At 31.8% G+C, this 17,205-nt stretch carries 14 protein-coding genes; 10 read left to right on the forward strand and 4 right to left on the reverse strand.

Annotated elements, in window-relative coordinates; translation table 11 throughout:
* Nucleotides 1–48: 48 nt before the first annotated feature.
* The 5 genes from RH81_RS17115 (at nt 49) to RH81_RS04680 (ending at nt 5,035) form a co-directional block, all read left to right on the forward strand.
* The gene (locus RH81_RS17115) at nt 49–774 is read left to right on the forward strand and encodes a hypothetical protein (RefSeq protein ID WP_033958407.1); all 726 of its coding nucleotides are present in this window, start codon (nt 49–51) and stop codon (nt 772–774) included.
* A 488-nt stretch (nt 775–1,262) separates the two neighbouring features.
* Nucleotides 1,263–1,784 carry a hypothetical protein gene (locus RH81_RS04665; RefSeq protein ID WP_033958410.1) on the forward strand — a complete coding sequence of 174 codons (522 nt, stop codon included), beginning with the start codon at nt 1,263–1,265 and terminating at the stop codon, nt 1,782–1,784.
* Nucleotides 1,785–1,803: 19 nt separating this feature from the next.
* Nucleotides 1,804–2,247, forward strand: a complete 444-nt coding sequence (locus RH81_RS04670) for a hypothetical protein (protein ID WP_152604787.1) — start codon at nt 1,804–1,806, stop codon at nt 2,245–2,247.
* Between the two features lie 12 nt (nt 2,248–2,259).
* Nucleotides 2,260–4,086: an adenylate/guanylate cyclase domain-containing protein gene (locus RH81_RS04675; RefSeq protein ID WP_052172409.1), complete on the forward strand. Its 1,827-nt coding sequence runs from the start codon at nt 2,260–2,262 to the stop codon at nt 4,084–4,086.
* Between the two features lie 595 nt (nt 4,087–4,681).
* Complete coding sequence (locus RH81_RS04680) at nt 4,682–5,035, forward strand: HNH endonuclease (RefSeq protein ID WP_033958416.1); 354 nt, start codon at nt 4,682–4,684, stop codon at nt 5,033–5,035.
* 291 nt (nt 5,036–5,326) lie between these two features.
* Here the strand turns inward: RH81_RS04680 and RH81_RS16890 are convergent, their stop codons facing one another.
* On the reverse strand, nt 5,327–5,527 hold the full coding sequence (locus tag RH81_RS16890) for a hypothetical protein (RefSeq protein WP_152604788.1): 201 nt from the start codon (nt 5,525–5,527) through the stop codon (nt 5,327–5,329).
* Nucleotides 5,528–5,597: 70 nt separating this feature from the next.
* Here RH81_RS16890 and RH81_RS04690 point away from each other — a divergent pair, with 70 nt between their 5' ends.
* Nucleotides 5,598–5,936, forward strand: coding sequence for a hypothetical protein (locus RH81_RS04690; protein WP_033958422.1), 339 nt, complete (start codon nt 5,598–5,600; stop codon nt 5,934–5,936).
* Between the two features lie 134 nt (nt 5,937–6,070).
* The gene (locus tag RH81_RS17325; protein ID WP_420912074.1) at nt 6,071–6,295 is read left to right on the forward strand and encodes a T9SS type A sorting domain-containing protein; all 225 of its coding nucleotides are present in this window, start codon (nt 6,071–6,073) and stop codon (nt 6,293–6,295) included.
* Nucleotides 6,296–6,431: 136 nt separating this feature from the next.
* Here RH81_RS17325 and RH81_RS04695 read toward each other — a convergent pair whose 3' ends face one another.
* From RH81_RS04695 to RH81_RS16355, 3 genes are read right to left on the reverse strand one after another with little or no spacing between them, the layout of a single operon-like run.
* The gene (locus RH81_RS04695) at nt 6,432–9,722 is read right to left on the reverse strand and encodes an ABC transporter permease/M1 family aminopeptidase (RefSeq protein ID WP_052172410.1); all 3,291 of its coding nucleotides are present in this window, start codon (nt 9,720–9,722) and stop codon (nt 6,432–6,434) included.
* Nucleotides 9,722–10,615, reverse strand: a complete 894-nt coding sequence (locus tag RH81_RS04700; RefSeq protein ID WP_033958732.1) for an ABC transporter ATP-binding protein — start codon at nt 10,613–10,615, stop codon at nt 9,722–9,724. Before RH81_RS04700 ends, RH81_RS04695 begins: the two co-directional genes overlap by 1 nt.
* A gap of 49 nt (nt 10,616–10,664) precedes the next feature.
* Nucleotides 10,665–12,584 carry an ankyrin repeat domain-containing protein gene (locus RH81_RS16355; protein WP_052172411.1) on the reverse strand — a complete coding sequence of 640 codons (1,920 nt, stop codon included), beginning with the start codon at nt 12,582–12,584 and terminating at the stop codon, nt 10,665–10,667.
* Nucleotides 12,585–12,835: 251 nt separating this feature from the next.
* On the opposite strand from RH81_RS16355, the gene RH81_RS04710 reads away from it, so the two are divergent.
* The 3 genes from RH81_RS04710 (at nt 12,836) to RH81_RS16360 (ending at nt 17,114) form a co-directional block, all read left to right on the forward strand.
* A complete protein-coding gene (locus RH81_RS04710) occupies nt 12,836–13,630 on the forward strand; it encodes a sensor histidine kinase (RefSeq protein WP_033958428.1) in 795 nt (264 codons plus the stop codon).
* Nucleotides 13,627–14,325, forward strand: a complete 699-nt coding sequence (locus RH81_RS04715) for a LytR/AlgR family response regulator transcription factor (protein WP_033958431.1) — start codon at nt 13,627–13,629, stop codon at nt 14,323–14,325. The genes RH81_RS04710 and RH81_RS04715 overlap by 4 nt, the downstream gene beginning before the upstream one ends.
* A gap of 227 nt (nt 14,326–14,552) precedes the next feature.
* Nucleotides 14,553–17,114, forward strand: a complete 2,562-nt coding sequence (locus RH81_RS16360) for a BspA family leucine-rich repeat surface protein (protein WP_052172412.1) — start codon at nt 14,553–14,555, stop codon at nt 17,112–17,114.
* The last annotated feature ends 91 nt before the right edge of the window (nt 17,115–17,205 follow it).

A 17,205-nucleotide genomic window follows, 5' to 3' on the forward strand; every position in this document is an offset into this window, starting at 1 on the left:
TTATTTCTAAAAAGTTCCTTTATATTTGAGAATAAGCACGCTAACAATATGAAATTTTTCAATAGACAACGCATTAGTTTAATTCCGAATAAAAACTTAAAAAAGTATATGTTGTATGCCATAGGAGAAATTCTATTGGTAATCGTTGGTATTTTAATTGCCTTATGGATCAGTAATTGGAATAAAGAAAAGGAGTTAGAAAACGCAAACCTTGATCTACAACAAAAGGTATTGAACCAACTCACCACAGATATCAAAGCATTAGGAGATTTTCAAAACGAAATAGATAGCTTAAATCAAACCTATAGAAAGGTTTTAGGACGTGAATATGATAAAAGCAAGGTGAATGATGATGCTGTCATTACAACTGTGTTATTTGATGTAAATACCTTAACATTAGATAAGCATATAAACAATTTGGTTGAAAACTCAATATTAGATGACAGTAAGGCATCACAAGAGCTTATTGAACTTAATAGTACGTATAAATTGTACTTAAAAGACATTGATGATATTGAGCGTATTATTTATAAAAAAATGACTGATAATTTAGCAGAAATTGAAAAAACTCAACCTTGGTATACCGAATTGATTACCGATTTTGTATGCCGAAATGATTGTATCAATTATTTGTTGAATGATGATACCCATAAATCTAGATTAGCGTCATTACGTTTTTTATATGTAAACGCTTATGGACAAATAATAGAAGGGTTTCAAAATGATTTAATTAATGCTAAAGAACATCTGCAAATGGCTATAGATCAGAAGTAAACTATCCCATCTCATAATCAGTAATTGTGAAGCATCAAAAAAATAAACGCTAGTTTAATGGCTTTAACCCCTTGTTGGACTTGTAAAAATTCACCTATGAAATTATGCCCTTTCAATTAGGAATAGGGTATTGGTTTGTAAGAAAAATACACCTCTATATTCGCTTCATATTAGGATATTTGGATAAAATGAATTAATTTTAAGATATTCTCCACACCCGAAAACAACCTGCACTTTATAGTTTTCCCAAATTTGATTTAGAATATTACAGCCAGATTTAACATGCGTTTTATCTAGCTTAAATACCTGAAAATCAATTCCTACTTATTAATTAAGCGTACTATGATAAAACACTTTATTTTATTCAAAGAAGCGATTCTATGCCATATAATTATGTGTAATTCTTGTATTTCAAACGCTAAAATCTATTCCATAAATTCCTGTTTTTATAACATTAAACTAGTAATATTTAATCAAAACTAAAATTCATGAGTCCAGAAACTGAAACAATAAGTGAGCTTCTAGTCATTGTCGACGCAATTCAACTTTTCAAACAAGACATAACTCCAGAGAATCAGGAAGAATTAATTGATAAATACGTTGCTCTTATTGATCCTAATGGATTTGGGAGTCCGTTTGGTGATCCTAATAAAGATCAATTATCTAAAATTTATGAAGGAGGTGAAATGATTTGGACTATCAAAACATTGAAGGAATACGCAGAGGAAGAAGAAGAAATAGAAGGAGAGGAGAGCTACAAAGCTTTCTTAGAAGCCATGGAACAAGAGATAGATCCAGAAAGCAAAAGTTATTTTAAAGAAGGTAATCCCATTTATGTCAACGGTAAAAATCAAATCATTGGTAATGTTGTAACTGATCACAAAGTGAAAAATGGAAATACAGAAGGATATGTCTTGCGTTTTCATGTTACTAAAGGAGATGAATTTAAATTTACTATGACAATAGATCCTAAACTTCAGATTAGAAAAAAAGAAATAGGAAATAAATAACTAAAACCATATGCCAATCATGGAAGAATATACATCAATAGACATTTTAGTCTCAGTAAACGCAGAAGACATACATAAAGATCCAGATAATCTATTAAATCATGTTGATTTCTCAGACAATCAACCAAGCGATAAGTATGATGATCCAAGGGATAAAACAACTTTCGACAGTATTGCAGATTCAAATCAAATGGTCACATGGAATATTGGAGACGTTAGTCGTATGGGACATTTGGCTTTAATAACCAACATAGAATTTAAAGACGTACCTGAAGGTTTTTTTCAAAAAGCTCCATATGATCCAGGTGGTGGATCTTGGGTAGCAGTTATGGGAGATAACAAAACAAATAATAATCTTGCAGCAAAATATACAATCACTTTTGATAGTGGCTATAGAGGCGATCCATTATATGTTATTGATCCTAAATTACAAATAAGAAAAAAAGAAAATACGACCTCTTAGTAATCATTGTTAATGAATTTTGAATTTAGAAGATTAATACTAGTATTGTTTTTTAGTTTGTCTTGTATACTTGGCACTCAAACAATTAATGCACAAAATCAAGATAGGTTAGAGCGCTTAAAACTGAGTTATAAAGATCAGGAGAATACTAAGGATAAGATGAAGTCACTTCTTCGTATTGTTCAAGATGAAACCAATCCTGATGAGAAATTAGTGTATTCAGAGATCCTAATTATAATAGCATCAAAAGCCATAGAAGATAAATTACCAAAATCGGACTCAGCATTATATTACCTTTCTACTTCCTATTTACAAAAGGCAAATGCGCTTCAATTACAAGGGGAATTTCATGAAGCTTTAGATACTTATTTCCAATGTATGGAAATTACAGAAGAAGAAGGCGATGAAGATTTAGCGGCAGCTTTATTAGTATCCATAGCAGATACCTATTCTATGATTGGTAATTCTGAAAGGGCTAAATATCATTATGATGAATCCATTTTGCTATTACGAAAATTAAATGATCCTCTTAGTCTTGCATCTGCCTTATTGAATGCTGGTGATGAGTATTATAAAAACGGAAAGTATGACAAAGCTTTAATCAATTTTAAAGAATCAGGAGACATTTTTAATGAACTCGATTATCAAATAGGTAAGGCTTATAATGTTGGTAATATTGGTATGGTGTATGCCAAGCAAGGCAAAGATGAGTTGGCTAAAATTAATATGAATGAAGCTATAGCCTTACTTGAAGACAATGAGGATTACTATGCAATTTCTGAATTCCTAAATTATATGTCGGACTTATATATAGAGCAAAATAATTATGATCTTGCTTTAGAGTATGCTGTACGTAGTTTAGAATTAGCCACAAATTACAATCTTAAAGATCAAATTAGTGATGCAAATTTACAATTATCAAAGCTTTTAGAACGTGCAGGAAATCCTCAAAAAGCCTTAGATCTTTATAAAGATCATATTATTTACAGAGACAGTATTGTCAACTTAGAAAATGTCCAAAAGATGGCTAATTATGAGGTCACTCAAAAAGAGTCTGAAGTTACCATTCTTGAAGAAAAACGAAAAAATCAACGCATTTTGTTTTGGTCAACAGTAGGTGTTTTATTTCTTATTGGTGTATTAGCTTATGGTTTATATAAACGCAACAAGTTTGTAAAAGCGGCGAATAAAACGATAGCCTTAGAGAAGCAGCGTTCGGATAATTTACTACTCAATATTTTGCCTGAAGAAACTGCTCAAGAGCTTAAAGACAACGGCAAAGTGGAAGCTAAAAAGTATAAAGCTGTAACGGTTTTATTCTCTGATTTTAAAGGATTTACGAGTTATGCCGAAAATCTATCACCAGAAGTTTTAGTGGAGACGATAGATCACTATTTTTCTAGGTTTGATTTAATAATGGAAAAATATGGTTTAGAAAAAATTAAAACGGTTGGTGATGCGTATATGGCTGCCAGTGGTTTAACCAATGATGATGATAGCAAATATGCGAAGCAAATGGTATTGGCAGCCAAGGAGATGAATGAGTTTGTGACAAAAGCCAAGTTTGATAATATTACATCAGCCACATTTGATATCCGAATTGGTATTAACACAGGACCAGTTGTTGCAGGTGTTGTTGGCACTAAAAAATTCGCTTATGATATTTGGGGAGATACTGTAAATATTGCTTCACGTATGGAAAGCAATTCTGAAGCAGGACGCATCAATATTTCTGAGAATACGTATCAAATTGTTAAATCAGATTTTGATTGTGAGTATCGTGGAGAATTGGCTGTAAAAAATAGAGGCTATATGAAAATGTATTTTGTTAATGGTTAAATTCTTAATAAGGAAATTATCTTGTAGATGATTTATTGAACTATTCGGAAACGAACATCCTGAGGATGTTTGATTCTGAATACGCATACTAGGAGAAAGCTTCATTTGTACATGAATAATTCTATTTTGCATACTATACGAGAATGAATTATCCTGTGGATGATTTATTATCGATACGCATAGATGAGAAGAGACATTGGGAATACGATATAATTCTATTTTACATACTATCTGAAAATGAATTATCCAGTGGATGATTTATTATCGATACGCATAGATGAGAAGAGGCATTGGGAATACGATATAATTCTATTTTACATACTATCCGAAAATGAATTATCCTGTGGATGATTTAACGAGGATACGCAAATGGAGGAGAATGTCATTTGAACTCAATTAATTCTATTTTACATAATATAAATTATAGTACATTTATCTATAAGAAGCCCCAAAACACCATATATAGCCTTTATCCATATATAACAACGATTCTACAAGTTCTCTAAAACGTACAATCATCCACAAAATTTTAAATACGCGATTCTCAGGGATTACAATTTTTAGTATCTTTAAGAAGTAATCACCTGTTAATCAATTGAAATCAATAACTGACAAAATACTAAACTTAACTACTGAAGACTATCAATCCATTCTAATTGTAGTTGTTGTCATTATATTTTTAATTCTGCGTAGCACATATAAAAAACAATTATGGAAACGTAAAAGGAAAGATCGTCGTGATTATTATCGCAACGTATATTTAAAATCTGATGCTTGGCAACGTAAACGCTTTGTAGTTTTAAGACGAGACAATTGGCGTTGTGTACATTGTGGCTCAAAAGCAACTCAAGTTCATCACAAACGATATGCAAGAATCAATATTGGCAAAGAACCTATAAAATGGCTAGAATCAGTTTGTAAGCCTTGTCATAAAGAAATACATAGTTGAGTTTTTGTCTCTCATTTTGAGGTTGAATAATTTGAATTAACTAACATTATGTAAAATAGAAATGACTGTATTTGAAAAATTGATACTCAATCAATTATTCCAAATAGTATGTAAAATAGAATATTGAAAACTATCAGCTAAATATGATTTGAATCTATTACATAGTGAAGAAAGTTATACTAACTAACCCCTTCCCTATTGTATTTTTTTCGAATCATCTACCAGATAGTTCTCTTGAAATAGCCTATTGTTTTAGCCAAAATTTTATGAGGTCTATTAAAAACAACAAGACTAAGTTTTTATTTTTAAATTTGGATTTCCATATAAATGCATTGCCAATCTGCTTACTGGAACAAAAAATGCATTTGATATTTCATCTTTATACGTCCCTAATTCAGCATTTGCTAAATAAACAGCAGTAGAAAGTTTATAACCTTTTCTAAATTCATTAAAAAACACGTCTAACCAGTAAGATGGAATAGTGATTTCCAATCTCCAAAATGGCGCTATAACTGCTTTGTAACCTAGTTTTAAAATATCATAACATAAAGAAGTTACACTATTGGCAAAAATATCTTCGGTTGTTAAACCTGAATTACAAATAAATAAAATAGCCAAGACAAGTATTTATTTTATTGAAGGGACTACAAAAGGTTTAGATAAAGGATATGATGCTAGTGCTTATGGAGGTGTATCAGATGATTTTTCAATCTTTACAAATCTTGTTGAAGATAATCAAGGTTTAGATATGGCGATTCAATCGTTGCCATATAATGATTTCAATGATGTTGTAATTCCGTTAGGAGTAAAAGCACAAGAAGGAACTTCTTTAACAATTAGTTTAGGAGATAATTCTACGTTATCAAATAATGTGAACGTATATCTGAAGATACATTATTAAAGACATTAACGCTTTTAAATGATTCTGATTATGTATTTACTCCAAATACAGATTTAGCAGGTACTGGTCGTTTCTTTTTAAGGTATTCTACTGACAATTTATCGACACTAATTTCTGGGTCAGATGACATTTTAATTTATTCAAATAACTCTAGTAGTGAAATTACTATAAAAGGTCAATTACCAGGATATAGCAATGTGAATATTTATGATCTCCAAGGTAGATTGGTAGAAAATAAAGCTCTTGATAGTTCAAGCCTCATAAATACTGTTAATGTTAACACATTAAGTAGCGGAGTTTACATAGTGCAATTATCAAATGGAAGTGCTTATAAAACACAAAAAATTGTAATCAATTAGATTATTAGGTATAATTTGAATAGAAAAAAAGCAAGCTTATTAAAGCTTGCTTTTTTTGACTCATCTAATAAAAAATGTTCTTAATGTTTTGCGACATCGTAAATACTAAAGTATTTGATAGCAATAATCTCTATAATTACAATTCTAAAGGTGTAACTTTTTCAAACAGGTCAGTTATTATATACTGAAGTGAATCTGGTGTAACATCTCTAAAATAGTCTAATAAATCTTCAGTAGTTGCATATCTATTGGTAGTCATTTTTAGTTTTCCGTTTGTTGTATTCCAATCACTTATAAAGCGTTTTAAAGCGAGATTCACATTTGCTTCCCCAACCTGCTTCTGAAACTCATACATATTAATTGCCCCTTTTGCATAATAGATAAAGTCTTGATTCCCTACCATTTCAAGAGATGGTTCTTGTTTGCCTCCGTTGCGTTGCCCTTCTATATATCTATCTTTCTGAATCTCTAAAAATTGTAAAACTTTTTCTTCGGAATACTTTTGTTTTAATACCATTATTGCAGCATATTGTGATAAAGTTTCTAATAGCATAAGTTGTCCTTTAACATTAGCAGCTTCTATTTGCATACCAAACCATTGATGTGCCAATTCGTGTGCAGTGACATAAAATGCCATATCTACATCTGTTTCATCATCAATATCTAAAATGAAACCAATAGCTTCTGAGAATGGTACTGTTCCAGGAAAAGATTGCGCAAATTCTGCGTAACGCGGGAACTCAAGAATACGCATTTGTTTATATTGATAGGGACTAAAATTAGTGCTATAATAGTCAAACGAAGCCTTCATCGATTCCATCATTCTGTCTAGATTATAATCATGCTCTTTATGATAATAAATCTCTAAATCTACAGGTTTTCTAACCGTGCCAGATGTTGGCACCCATGTATCCTTTTTAACTTCATATTTCGCTGAAACTATGGAATAAAAGTTAATCATTTGGATCTCCATTTTATAATTAAAATAGTTGCGATTGTTTTCTTTCCAACTTTTTAATAGATTTCCAGGAGCGACAGCAGTTTGATTCTTATCTGTACCAATAACAATTTCAAATTGAATACCATCTGAATCTCCTCCAGATCTAGCATTAACTAATTCTTTTGGGTCTTCTCTTTCAGCCTTATTTGATCTAATTGGTAAATTGTTTTCCGCTCGAACATCTTTATCTTGAAGCTCATATTTTTTAGTATATCCTAATGTTGGAAAATCGTTATTTTTAAAAAACGTACCATTATTTACAATATTTGTATTAGAATGACCTAGTTCAAAGCCCTTAGTTGTAAAGGTTTGCTTAAAACTCATTTTTATGGAATCTCCAGCCTGTAAAGGTTGCTTTAATAGGTATTTATGATATTCAAATTCTGCATATTGATTATCTAAAGTTGCGCCACCTTCAAAGGTTATAGATTCTAGTACTACATTTGTTTCTAATATTTTCTGAATATGAATTTCCTCAATTGCGGTATCGGTTGTGTTTTTTAGAGTATAAAAGCCTTCAGCGGTATAATCTCTAGATTTGGGATATAACTCTAAGTTTAAGTTAACAGTTATTATTTTAGGCTGTGGTAGATATTCAAACTTCTTTAATGTTTTCTCATAGTCAACTCTAAATGCTGTTGTTTCAGAATTTGTCCAATGTTTATTTAAGACATTTGTATTGTAAAATATATAGCTACCAAGCATTATAAAAGACACAACTGCAATTCCCCCTAATTTTAATACAGACTTACTCATTCTATATTTACTTGCTTTCAATCGTTTTATTAAATTAGTTTCTGTTCCTCTAACGGAAATAGCGGAAGCTATAATTAGTAGTAGTATCCCAAATAAAAACCAATAAATCTTGATAATCAGGTAAGGCTTCATAAAATGACCAAAGCCATTCATATCTGAATACGTACCTATAGAGCTACCTGCAAAGAAGTACAAATCGTGGTCTATCCCCAAGATAGCCATAGTCATATTTAAGATGAGGAATATTATAACAACCATAATACCAGCAAATTTATTATTGACTACTACTTGAGCAACGAAGGCAATAAGGGTAAATAAGGCTAGAAACGGTAAGATTTCTAAAACGAAGCCATAAAAGTACACTTGAAAATTATAGTTGTAATATCCGTTGATGGTTTGAAAAAGGATTCCTGAAATAATTAAAGAGACAATAAGCACAACATAGATGAGTATAAGTCCAAGATATTTACCTGCTATATTTATAAAGTCAGACATTGGACTTGAATCGTAAATCAAGTTTAGTTTTACAGATCTTTCCTTCCAAATGAGTTCTCCAGAGTAAAAAATAAGGATAATAAAAAAGAAGTAAAAAGACATTTCCCGAAGTTCTTCTACAATAAGATAGGTTGTAGGATAACTATCAACTCCATACACAGTACCAAGACTAACAGAGTTTATAAAAATTATAATCATCGCACAAATCACAATGGCCCAAAAAGATGTTTGCTTACAAATACTCACAAAGTAAAACCAAGAGAAATGCATAAGCTGAGACCACTTCGATTTAATGCCATGTTCAAGGCTAAATTCTGGAATTTCCATATCATATTGATGATCAATTTCAGACTCAAGTGCTAGTGACTTTTTCTTTTTAGTACGTTTACTTCTAACTACATTAAATTCGAATTTCTTATAACCAAAGCCTAAAATAAGTGCACCTAATGCAACCCAAAATAGCTTATTGTAAAGTAGCACTCCGCTAAATGGAATTGCCTGTAAACTTATTTCTGCTCCTGTCCAAGATTTTGTAAGAGAGGTGAGTGTTGTTAATGAAAATGGATCTAAAATTGCTTTTAAAGAGTCATTGGTTATTGCCTTAGTCAACATAAAAATAACAAATATGAAAATACCTTGTGTATACACAACCATCAATTTTCTAGTTAATGCGCCAGTTATAAAAAATAGGCTAGCCCCAAAAAACAGAATTGGTAATGTTACCATTACAAATGGTTTCAGGTATGTAAATAAATTGAATGGCAGCAATTGATCTGGTTGATGCCAAGGCATATATTCTCCTAAAATCATTCCAAAGAAAACTCCACTAAACACAAAAAGTAAAACCGCAAAAGACCCTAGAAATCGACCTAATAAATAATCTCGTTTTTTTATAGGATTTGAAAACATGAGAGATTCTATATTATATTCAAAGTCTCGTAAAACGGAGACTCCCATAATCATTGAGGCAATTATCATACAAAACCCTGTAACCGCTCCCATGGTTTTTGCAACAATTAAAGGCGAGTTCTTTTTAACCAAGCTGAAATCCATTTCGTTAAATACAAAATCGACGCCATAAATTGAAAACAGTAAAAGGAAAACAAAAAAGATGTAAGTATCTGCTCGCTTTACCCTGTATTTTAATTCGAACTTAAATATTTCGTACCACATCATTATGAAATTGATTTAAGGTTAGTGTTGCTTCCAAATATTTGTGAGAAATATACATCCTCTAAACCGGCTTTAACGGGAGTAAAGTCAGAACCAGGATTAGTATCGCTAAGTATATGAATGATTGGCTTTCCTAAAAATAGCTTTTCACTTATCACCTGATAGTTTTGCTTATAGGCTTCTAGTTCAGACTTAACTATTGTTCTCTGATACACTTTGCCTTCTAGCTCTTCGATTATTTTTAGAGGATTGCCTTTTAGCAGAACCTGACCTTGGTTAATTACTGCCATATTGGTGCATAATTCTTTTACATCTTCAACAATATGTGTCGACAGTATCACCACAGTTTTATCTCCAAGTTCACTTAATATATTATAGAAACGGTTTCTTTCTACAGGATCCAATCCTGCCGTAGGTTCATCTACAATTAGTAATTTTGGATTGTTAAGTAATGCTTGTGCAATCCCAAAACGCTGTTTCATTCCGCCGGAAAAGCCTCCAAGGTTTTGTTTTTTTACAGTATATAGATTTGTCTTGTGCAAAAGCGCGTTTACAAGATCTTTACGCTCCCCTTTGTTTGTAACACCCTTGAGTACTGCAAAATGATTTAATAATACTTCGGGAGATATTTTAGGATATAAACCAAATTGTTGTGGTAAATATCCTAACACCTGCCTCACCTCATTCTTCTGTGTGAAAATATCTAAATTGCCTAGTGTAATTGTTCCTTTGTCAGCTTCTTGTAGCGTAGCAATAGTACGCATTAACGTAGATTTACCTGCGCCATTTGGCCCTAATAAGCCAAACATTCCTTTAGGTATTTCTAAAGAAATATTCTGTAGTGCTTTTACACCATTTGAATAGGTTTTTGATACATTGTCAATAATGAGTTCCATACTGTTCGTTTTTTGATTTTTAGTTCTTTTAATTAATTCTAAGGCCGAGTTATTTTTGAGTTTCACTGATTTTTAATGGTAATTCCTCCCCTAAAAGATTCCCACGGGTAAATGCACCTTCTTGCCATAAAAGCATTTCGCCCATGGTGCCACTTTTCATATTAGCGTCAATCACTATTACTCGACCGTCAAAGTGCATTTCTATTTCCTTATGCGTGGTATGGCCAACGACAATATTTGAAATCTTGAAATGCTTTAACAATTCATCGATTTGCCCGTCGGTGGTTAGTTCACCTTGAAAATAACCTCTATAGTATATGGGTCCGTTTGCTCTATGAAGAAATTCTCCAAGTTCATTACGTTTTTCAACCAATTCACTTGCTACTAGTTGTTGTTTGAACTCACTGTTAATTTCTTCTATAGACAAGCCTTTCTCCACTAAATCAGGATGCAGTCCACCGTGTGTGAACAGGATGTCATTTAATTTTATCAAGACTGGACGTGTACGTAACCAATCGCCAAGAACAGTCCCTTTATTAAAAAAGGTATTGAAAGGCGTTTCCAATATCTTGGCTATTTCAGTATATTTTGGATGTACTGAACGTAGATTGCCATTAAGTACCATAACATCGTGATTTCCGAGTAGAACATGTAACTTTCCGCCTTTTTCTTCCGCTTGCTTTTCTAAATCATATAAAAACCACAATACTTCAGTAACCTGTGGACCTCTATCAAACATGTCTCCTGCAACCACAAAGTGCCCATTTCCAAAGCTCCATTTTCCTTGATTATCGATTACACCATTATTTTTTAGGAGTTTTATAAATGTATCATATTGTCCATGAATATCACTTACAGCTCCAATTTTGAAATTTCCATTATAGGCAAGTTGTTTAACCTCTTTGGGAGTATTATTCCATAGTTTAGCTTTTACACCATTGTATTCAATTATTTGAGAATCTTGAGAATTGATCTCTTGCGTGTGCGTTTCTCCTTTATATACCCAAATCGCAGTGCGTCCTGTTTCAGATTGCATTACATAGGGACCATCACTAACGCCTTCGTAGGGGATATTAAGAATCTCCAGAATCTCCTTAATATTCTCTTCCTTCGCCAAGTCTATGGCAGAATAATCATCTTTAAGATGTAGACTAGGATCCGCACCACCATCCATTAATAATTGTAGTATCTCTGCATTCCTACCCTTAATAGCAAATACTAGCGCTGATTGCTTCTCCTTACTAATAAAATTCACATCAGCCTTATAAGCAATAAGTTCTTTAACCATCGCAGCGTTTTGATAAGCAACGGCATACATCAGTGGCGTTAAATCATCAGTTACTAAATTAGGATTAGCACCATTCTCAAGTAAATACTTAGCTATTTTATGTGTTCTGTCCTTTTTGATGGCTGTAAAAAGCAAGGTTGTTCCTTTGCCATAAAGGGAATCTATTGCATTACCATTAGACAAAAACGTCTTAACGGCTTCCACGTTTCCCAGGGCAATTTCCTGTTGAAAATCAACTTTATCGCCGTTTGATGATTTATCATAACGTTTTCTTAATTGTTCCTGCGATAGTTCTCGTGCCATATAAAGCACCAATTGTTTACCGCTCTCTGTATTAAATATCCCATTTATTCCAGATTCTGAAATTAGACCTGAAAAGTTGCCTTGAGAATGAATGGAAAAATTGAGTTTTGTATTGGTAACAAAAAGATCTTGCATAGGAATTGTCGCGACTCCCTTTGAAGCAGGTCCCATAAAGCCAATAATTTTGCCTTCTTCCGAGGTTTCGAAACGCCACATAATTCCAATGGACTTATTCTCATTAATTACTAAATTACCTTCCCATTTACCTTCTATAGGTGTGCTGATTTTTTCGTTTTGGGTTAACTCTTGCGTAGAGGTGTTTGAATTAATAACAAATAGTGTTATAAGTGAACACATAAAATTAATTAGTTGTGACATTTTAATAGGTTTTAAATGGTTTTAAATGGTTAATGAGTTCCATTCTGTTCGTTTTTTGATTGATTGAGACAAACATATCAAGTACTTGAGCGCCTAAAAAAGATTTGGGATATATAGCAGTTAGAGAGTGACACACATGCGATTAAATGTTATAAAAGCATTATATAACGACTCAGTAGATGTTTATCACTCTCCATAAACTGTTTATCAACTTATTTGCTTGAGGGTTTTTATTTAATTAATATTGATTTATGAATTTTAAAATATCAGATAGAAAAAAGAAAACTATAAAGCGCATTTATAAAATAGCGCTGGTTTTTATTGGTATTATCATTGTTATTTTTAATGATACTTTTGGTCAATTAGAAGGGTTTGTAGAGTTTATTGCATTTTATTTCATTGTAATATTTATCACTATTTCATATTGGTTATTTAGACAAATCAAATCGATTATTCGATTAAAAAATGAAAAGGCTCAAACCGAACTTATGCACTTAAAAAGTCAGGTGAATCCACACTTCTTTTTTAATATGCTCAATAACCTTTATGGATTGGTAGATAAAGACTCTAAAAAAGCACAAGAACTTATATTGAAACTATCAGATATGATGCGTTACAGTATCTATGACGGGCAAAAAGAAACGGTGTTACTTTCTCAAGAAATCACGTATTTACAAAACTATATAGAGTTACATAAAATGCGTTATCACAAAACCATAGATGTGAAATTTAAGGTAGACCTAAAAGGTAATGATTATCAAATAATGCCGCTTCTTTTTATCATCCTTTTAGAAAATGCCTTTAAGCATGGTGTAGAAAACTTAAGAATTAATGCATATGTTCACATCAATATGAGAGCAAAAAATAATGAAGTGTTTTTTGATATAGAAAACAATTTTGATAACACCATTACTAATGAACCAGGAGGTATTGGTATGATTAACCTAAAACGCAGATTAGAATTGGTTTACCCAAAAAGTCATACCTTAACCATAACAAGAACGGATACTGTTTATAAAGCCCAATTGAATATTAGAAAATTATGATCAAGTACCTTATTATAGATGATGAACATATTGCTCACGATATCATAAAAGGGTATAGTGACATGCTACCAAACTTGGAGTTTATGGCAGATTGCTATGATGCTATTGAAGCTTTAGACTATTTGAACAAACAGCCTGTAGATCTTATATTTTTAGATCTAAACATGCCTAAGTTAAAAGGTTTTGAGTTTTTAAAAACGTTAGCTTCTCCTCCAAAAGTAATTGTAACAACTGCTTATAATGAGTTTGCAATTGAAGGCTACGAGCTTAATGTTGTAGATTATTTATTAAAACCCTTTAGTTTTGAACGTTTTTTAAGTGCAGTAAATAAAGTAACTGCTTCTACTCCACTATCAAAACAAGTGCGTGTCGAAAATGAACAAGTATCTGCAAATCAGATATTTTTAAAACAGAATAACAGCCATATACAAGTCGATGTAAATACCATCTTATATATTGAAGCTTCTGGAAATTACACAAAAGTTGTTACTACCCTAGATACAATTACTATAAGAGAAAAAATATCTAATACTTTAGAAATGCTCCCAAAAGATGAGTTTCTTCAAGTACACAAATCATTTGCAATCGCAACAAAACATATCAAAAGAATTGAAGGAAATAGAATATACATTGAAGACCATACAATTCCTATAGGCAAATTATATAAAGCCAATCTTATTAAGATTTTGAACTAAAGACGTACAGAGTAATTATTAAATTCATTCCACACACATTATGCTTCTCTCTAAGTCGACGCATGAAAAGTGTTCTATTCACATCTTAGTGAATCATTTAATGAATAAATTTTTCAAGAAACTGTAGTAACAACTTTTAGTTAGCAAAGCATTAATTCCTCTATCGTAATATTCTTTTTTCTAAAATTTATATATTAAGCTGTAATTTTGATTCAAAATATTTTTCAATGCAAACTATTAATTTAAAACTTACATTGTTTATTTCTGCATTAGTATGCTCAACCTTTTTATACGCGCAAACTAATCCAGAAGTAAATTGCGATGTACCCTCAACGTATTTTGTTGGTGAATATGAAATAGAAGATAATGAAGCCACGACTGGCCCAACAAATGCATCAAGTAATTTTGAATCAGGAACCTATTTAGTAACAGCAAATGGGACTATGCGTTCATTTCAGATTGGCTTGCTTCCAGGCTTTACTCCTAGTGCTTTCACCGTAGAATTAAATTTAGACTGTGGTAGTATTCAAATGACTGATATTGATCTAGATCTCTATTGTTCAATTAATACTTTAATATTCGCATCAACAAGTGATACAAACTCTACTACTTATGATTTAAGTGATGACAGCTCTTTTATTATAAATTATATTGAAGATCCATTAGGCTCATGTGGTGGTCCATTCGAATCTTCTTTTAGAATGACTAAAGTTTGTAGTACTCCTGAAAATATTACGTTTTCTAATGTCACGTCCTCTACAATTGATATGGATTGGATAGACCCAAACGATACTTTAAATACAGACATATCATATACAATAGAATATGGTATTCCAGGATTTTCTCTTGGAAGTGGGCAAACTATAAATGATATATCAGGAGACAATTATACCATAGATAACTTGCAAGTAGATACCATGTATGACTTCTTCATCTGGACAGAATGTTCTGACACAAATTCAAGTGCGGTTTTAGGCCCTTTTTCTCATGGTACTTTTATTAACCCTGTATTTGAAGTAGATACAAACGGAGTGACTTGTTTATGTGTCGATGCTAACCTTGGTTATTCTGGAACAGTAACAATCAATGGCGAACAAAAAACATTTACAAAACGAAATCGGTCACAACTTGAAGCCTTAATAAATAATGATATAAATGATCCAGAAATTGCGCTTACATGTACAACAGCAATACAAGATATGTCCTATTTATTTCAGAACAAAACCGGTTTTAACCAGGATATTTCAAATTGGGATGTGAGTAGTGTTACGGATATGTCGTATATGTTTAATACAGACTTTAGTATCGACCCTCCATATTCATCATTCAATGCAGATATCGGCTCTTGGGATGTATCTAGCGTGACAGATATGAGTCATATGTTTGAATATGCAATACGTTTTAATCAATCTATTGAAAATTGGGATGTTTCTGGTGTTGTAAATATGAGTTATATGTTTTCGACAGCTATCGGTTTTAATCAAAATATTAATTTATGGGATGTAAGTAATGTAACTGATATGTCTAACATGTTTGGTATGTACTTTTCAGCAGCTTCATCATTTTGGGGTACAAATAGAAGTGTTTTTAATACATCATTAAATAGTTGGGATGTCTCTAATGTAGTTGACATGAATCATATGTTCGATCATGCGATTAGCTTTAATCAACCATTAAATAATTGGGATGTTTCTAGTGTTACTGATATGAGCTATATGTTTCGTAGAACCTACGTTTTTGACCAACAGCTAAATAATTGGGATGTTTCTAATGTGACATATATGAGAAGTATGTTTGACCGTAGTTCAAATTTTAATCAACCATTAAATGATTGGGATGTATCAAGTGTAACAAGCATGTTTGATTTATTTACTTATACAATTTACAATCATCCATTAGATAATTGGGATGTCTCTAATGTAGTGAGAATGGATAATATGTTTTATAGAAATGAAGTTTTCAATCAGCCATTAAACACATGGGATGTTTCGAATGTTGCTTATACAACTGGAATGTTCTATGAAGCTATTTCATTCAATCAGCCCCTAAATGATTGGGATATCTCGAGTATGCAAACTTGTTGGGGAATGTTTTACAAAGCTTTCTCTTTTAATCAAGATTTAAGCAATTGGGATACATCTAATATATTCAATGTTCGGGCGATGTTCTTACATGCAACAAGTTTTAATCATTCTATTGATAATTGGGATTTATCATCAGTAGCTCATGCTGATGATATGTTCAAAGGTGCAATTTCTTACAACCAGCCAATGAATAACATACAATTTTCAAATGCAACTAATATGCCTAGTATGTTTGAGGGAGCAGTTAGCTTTAATCAACCAATAGATAACTGGGACGTATCTTTAGTTGAAGAAATGGATGCTATGTTTAAAGATGCAACATCGTTTAATCAAGATATATCTAACTGGTGTGTTGAACTTATACCAAACGAACCAACAGAATTTTCTATAAATTCACCATTACAGAATAATTTTAAACCAAATTGGGGCGAATCCGAAGCCTGTACGTTGAGTTTGTCTGATAACAACCTTGTCTTCTTTAAAATTTATCCTAATCCAGTTAGAGATAAAATGCACATAGAGACTAATGCTTTAGTAGGTGATTTAAAAATTACTGTTTTAGACATTTCAGGGAAAATTATCTATTCTCAAAATTTGGATACAATATCGACTGAAATTGATTTAGACTTTTTGAATTCAGGACTATATTTCTTGAAAATTTCAAATGCTAACAACCTACAGATTGAACGTTTTATTAAAGACTAATTTTTCGATATAAATCGAAATAAAAAATATTGATAAAATCAACTTGAATAGCTCGGGTTAAAACAAAAATTATATTTTTCATTCCACACGC

Source organism: Psychroserpens jangbogonensis (genome assembly GCF_000797465.1).
In the GTDB taxonomy this organism is placed as follows: domain Bacteria; phylum Bacteroidota; class Bacteroidia; order Flavobacteriales; family Flavobacteriaceae; genus Psychroserpens; species Psychroserpens jangbogonensis.

Excerpts from the sequence above, each read along its gene's own strand:
- RH81_RS16355 (WP_052172411.1), bottom strand. The coding sequence starts at position 12,584 with ATGTCACAACTAATTAATTTTATGTGTTCACTTATAACACTATTTGTT.
- RH81_RS04695 (WP_052172410.1), bottom strand. The coding sequence starts at position 9,722 with ATGATGTGGTACGAAATATTTAAGTTCGAATTAAAATACAGGGTAAAG.
- RH81_RS04675 (WP_052172409.1), top strand. The coding sequence starts at position 2,260 with ATGAATTTTGAATTTAGAAGATTAATACTAGTATTGTTTTTTAGTTTG.
- RH81_RS16360 (WP_052172412.1), top strand. The coding sequence starts at position 14,553 with ATGCAAACTATTAATTTAAAACTTACATTGTTTATTTCTGCATTAGTA.
- RH81_RS04665 (WP_033958410.1), top strand. The coding sequence starts at position 1,263 with ATGAGTCCAGAAACTGAAACAATAAGTGAGCTTCTAGTCATTGTCGAC.
- RH81_RS04710 (WP_033958428.1), top strand. The coding sequence starts at position 12,836 with ATGAATTTTAAAATATCAGATAGAAAAAAGAAAACTATAAAGCGCATT.
- RH81_RS17115 (WP_033958407.1), top strand. The coding sequence starts at position 49 with ATGAAATTTTTCAATAGACAACGCATTAGTTTAATTCCGAATAAAAAC.
- RH81_RS04670 (WP_152604787.1), top strand. The coding sequence starts at position 1,804 with ATGGAAGAATATACATCAATAGACATTTTAGTCTCAGTAAACGCAGAA.
- RH81_RS04700 (WP_033958732.1), bottom strand. The coding sequence starts at position 10,615 with ATGGAACTCATTATTGACAATGTATCAAAAACCTATTCAAATGGTGTA.
- RH81_RS04715 (WP_033958431.1), top strand. The coding sequence starts at position 13,627 with ATGATCAAGTACCTTATTATAGATGATGAACATATTGCTCACGATATC.